This is a genomic window from Nocardioides sp. (assembly GCF_034670285.1).
In the GTDB taxonomy this organism is placed as follows: Bacteria; Actinomycetota; Actinomycetes; order Propionibacteriales; family Nocardioidaceae; genus Nocardioides.
The window spans coordinates 1-3,483 of the sequence record NZ_JAXMNS010000396.1; the positions used below are offsets into that span (position 1 = coordinate 1).

A 3,483-nucleotide genomic window follows, 5' to 3' on the forward strand; every position below is an offset into this window, starting at 1 on the left:
CTGAAGGAGAGCTTCCATGTCGCAGTACTTCCTCGCCGTCAACCACGGCCCCGCCGACGTCGCCCGCATGGCGCAGCTGAGCCCCAGCGAGATGCAGGAGATCTTCACCGCGGTCGACGCGTTCAACACCGACCTCCAGGACCAGGGCGCGTGGGTCTTCGCCGGTGGCCTCCAGCCGGCCGAGATGAGCACCGTCGTCGACAACACGGGCAGCGAGCCGATCGTCACCGACGGCCCGTATGCCGAGTCGAAGGAGTACCTGGGCGGCTTCTGGGTGATCGAGGCCGCTGACCTCGACGCGGCTCTTGCCTGGGCCACGAAGGGTTCGCGCGCGTGCGCCGGCAAGGTCGAGGTCCGCCCGTTCCAGGACGAGCCCGAGGCCTGATCCGGCACCGCTGCAGCCGACATGGAGCCGATCGAGCAGGTCTTCCGTGAGGAGCACGGCCGCGTCGTGGCTGCGCTCGTACGGCGTTTCGGCGACCTCGACGTCGCCGAGGACGCAGCCGCGGAGGCCTTGGTCGTGGCGCTGGAGAAGTGGCCGCTCGACGGCACTCCGCCCAACCCCGGCGGTTGGCTGACCACGACGGCCACCCGCAAGGCGCTCGATCGGCTGCGGCGGGAGTCGCGGCGCGAGCGCAAGCACGAGGAGGCGGCGGTGATCAGCGACTCCACCGCACACGAGCCGACCGGGGTCGTCGACGACGATCGGCTGCGGCTGATCTTCACCTGCTGCCACCCGGCGCTGGCCCCCGAGGCCCGGGTCGCCCTGACGCTGCGACTCCTGGGCGGCCTGAGCGTCGCGGAGATCGCCGCCGCCTTCCTGGTGCCGGAGACCACGATGGCCCAGCGCCTCACGCGGGCGAAGAAGAAGATCGCGGGCGCGCACATCCCGTTCCGCGTGCCCGAGGCGAGCGACCTGCCCGGCCGTCTCGACGCCGTGCTCGCGGTCGTCTACCTCGTGTTCAACGAGGGCTACCTCGCCACTTCCCCGACCGTGTCGGTGCGAGAGGACCTGTGCGCCGAGGCGATCCGGCTCGCGCGGCTCCTGCGGGCCCTCCTTCCCGAGGTTCCGGAGATCGCCGGTCTGCTCGCGCTCCTGCTGCTCACCGATGCTCGTCGCGCGGCTCGCTTCTCGTACGGCGGCGAGCTGGTCACGCTCGCCGAGCAGGACCGCTCGGCGTGGGACAGCACCCTGATCGCGGAGGGCCACGCCCTGGTGCGGGCCTGTCTGGCCCAGAACCGTCCGGGCCGCTACCAGCTGCTGGCAGCCGTCAACGCCGTCCACACCGATGCGCCGTCGATGGCCGACACCGACTGGGCCCAGATCGCCACGCTCTACGGACAGCTGGCCGCGATCGACCCGAGCCCGGTCGTCGCCCTCAACCGCGCGGTGGCGGTGGCCGAGCTCGACGGGCCGGCCGTCGGACTGGCCCTGGTCGAGGCACTCGAGCTCGAGGGCTATCACGCCTGGCACGCCACGCGCGCCGACCTGCTGCGGCGCCTGGGTCGCAGCGACGAGGCGCGGACGGCGTACGAGCGCGCGATCGCGCTGAGCGACAACCCGGGCGAGAGCGCCTACCTGGCGCGGCGCCGAGACCAGCTCGCCTGAACCGTCTGGCGACGGAAGGCGTGACAGAGTGCTGCGTGTGGGAGATCGCGCCGGTGAGCTGCTGAGGTCGCTGCGTGACCAGGGACCCCGCACCCGCACCCAGCTGGCCGAGACGCTCGGCGCCTCGCGGGCCACCATCAACGCTGAGCTGGCCACCCTCGCGGAGTCGCGGTGGGTGCAGGACGCCGCCGGACCGGTGAGCTCAGGAGGTCGCCCGTCGGCTCAGGTGCAGCTGCACGAGGAACGACGGGTGGTCGCGGTGTCGATCGGCGAGACCCGCGCCCGGGTCGCCGTCGTGCATGCCGGTCTGACGATCCTGCGTGGCTCGACCCTGCCCCTGAGCGGCCTCGCGGCGAGCGAGGTCCTCGCGTGGGTGAGCACCTCGGTGCGCGACCTGCTCGCAGACGTCGACGCCGAGGTGCCGTCGTCCGACGTGCCGCCGCTCGGCCTGACCGTTGCGGTCGACGCGGTCGGCGGACTCCAGGCCGGGGACGTCGAGGGGGCGACAGGCCGGGGACGTCGAGGGGGCGATCGGTCTCGACCAGATCGCCCACCTCACGCCCGTGCGAGCAATGGCCCGGGGTGAGGGTCATTCAGGAGCCGGCCGTGACCACCGCGACTACCTGGTCGTCCGGCTGGGGTCAGGCATCACCGCGACGACCGTGAGCGGCGGCCAGGTCGTCGAGGGGGCTGCCGCTGCCGGCGGCGAGATCGGCCACGTCCGGGTCGACGAGTTCGGCCCTGCGTGCACCTGCGGCAACAGCGGCTGTCTCGACTCCTTCGCTGCGCTACCCGCTCTGGTCGAGCAGGCCCGCGCGGCCGGCGAGTCCGGCCGCTCAGCCGACTTCGCCCGGGTGCTCGCCGAGGGCCGCTCCCTCGAGATCGGTGACGTGGTCGCGGCCGTGGCGGCCGGTGACCGGGTCGCGGTGCAGGTGGCCCGCGACGCCGGGCGTCGAGTGGGGGAGGTGCTGGCCACCCTGGTCGCCTTCGCCAACCCCGCCCAGGTCGTGCTCGGCGGGCCGGTCGCGGCGCTGGGGGACAACCTGCTCGCCGAGGTGCGCGCGGCCGTGCTGCGCAAGGCCCCGACGGCTCTGACCCACGACCTGCGGATCGACCTCAGCGGACTCGGCGAGCGTGCGGTGCTGATCGGCGCCGCTCACGCAGCCACCGAGCGCTCCTTCGGCGCCTGACACGCCTTCCGCCGCGTCGCGCGACATCACTACGAGGGGGTGTGGATCGATCCAACCCACCTCCAATACGTCAATCCCGACGTTACGGGTGTCGACACTCTCGGAACCAGCAAATTCGTCCCGGCGGGGGGAGCCGGGCGACGTGCTGATCTCCGTCGGCACCAGCGGGGTCGTCTCGGCGATCAGCCAGTCGCCGGTCGCCGACGGCTCCGGCACGGTGACCGGCTTCGCCGACGCGCAGTCGGGCTACCTGCCGATGGTCACCACCATGAACGCCGCCGGGATCCTCGACCTCCAGAGCCGCCTGCTCGGGGTCGAGCACGACGAGCTGGCGGCGCTGGCGCTCGAGGCCGCACCCGGGTCGGGCGGGCTGACCCTGCTGCCCTACTACGGCGGGGAGCGCACGCCGAACCGTCCCGACGCCGTCGGCATCTGGCACGGACTCACCGGCGCGACCACCCGCGCCGACCTCGCCCGGGCGTCGTACGAGGCCCTGCTCTGCGCCCTGGCCGACGCCGTCGACCACCACGCGGCCCACACCGGCGTCCAGCCCGAGCGGGTGCTGATGGTCGGTGGCGCCACGCGCAGCCCGGCGCTGCGCGCGCTCGCGCCGGCCGTGCTCGGTCGTCCCGTGGTGCTCCCGCCCTCGGGGGAGTACGTCGCCCTGGGCGCCGCACGCCAGGC

Annotated in this window: 5 protein-coding genes; all 5 read left to right on the top strand. The window is 73.2% G+C overall.

What is annotated here, in order from left to right; genetic code table 11:
• The first annotated feature begins 16 nt into the window (after window positions 1-16).
• The gene (locus VOI19_RS16515; RefSeq protein WP_323794056.1) at window positions 17-385 is read left to right on the top strand and encodes a YciI family protein; all 369 of its coding nucleotides are present in this window, start codon (window positions 17-19) and stop codon (window positions 383-385) included.
• A 21-nt stretch (window positions 386-406) separates the two neighbouring features.
• Window positions 407-1,609: an RNA polymerase sigma factor gene (locus tag VOI19_RS16520; RefSeq protein ID WP_323794057.1), complete on the top strand. Its 1,203-nt coding sequence runs from the start codon at window positions 407-409 to the stop codon at window positions 1,607-1,609.
• A 28-nt stretch (window positions 1,610-1,637) separates the two neighbouring features.
• The gene (locus VOI19_RS16525; RefSeq protein ID WP_323794058.1) at window positions 1,638-2,195 is read left to right on the top strand and encodes a helix-turn-helix domain-containing protein; all 558 of its coding nucleotides are present in this window, start codon (window positions 1,638-1,640) and stop codon (window positions 2,193-2,195) included.
• On the top strand, window positions 2,182-2,799 hold the full coding sequence (locus VOI19_RS16530; protein ID WP_323794060.1) for an ROK family protein: 618 nt from the start codon (window positions 2,182-2,184) through the stop codon (window positions 2,797-2,799). Before VOI19_RS16525 ends, VOI19_RS16530 begins: the two co-directional genes overlap by 14 nt.
• A 142-nt stretch (window positions 2,800-2,941) precedes the next feature.
• Window positions 2,942-3,483 (top strand): FGGY-family carbohydrate kinase (locus tag VOI19_RS16535; protein WP_323794059.1); only part of this gene is annotated, 542 nt, incomplete at its 3' end.

What these genes read in the sequence shown, in the direction of transcription:
- VOI19_RS16515 (WP_323794056.1), top strand. Translation starts at nt 17, where the DNA reads ATGTCGCAGTACTTCCTCGCCGTCAACCACGGCCCCGCCGACGTCGCC.
- VOI19_RS16520 (WP_323794057.1), top strand. Translation starts at nt 407, where the DNA reads ATGGAGCCGATCGAGCAGGTCTTCCGTGAGGAGCACGGCCGCGTCGTG.
- VOI19_RS16530 (WP_323794060.1), top strand. Translation starts at nt 2,182, where the DNA reads ATGGCCCGGGGTGAGGGTCATTCAGGAGCCGGCCGTGACCACCGCGAC.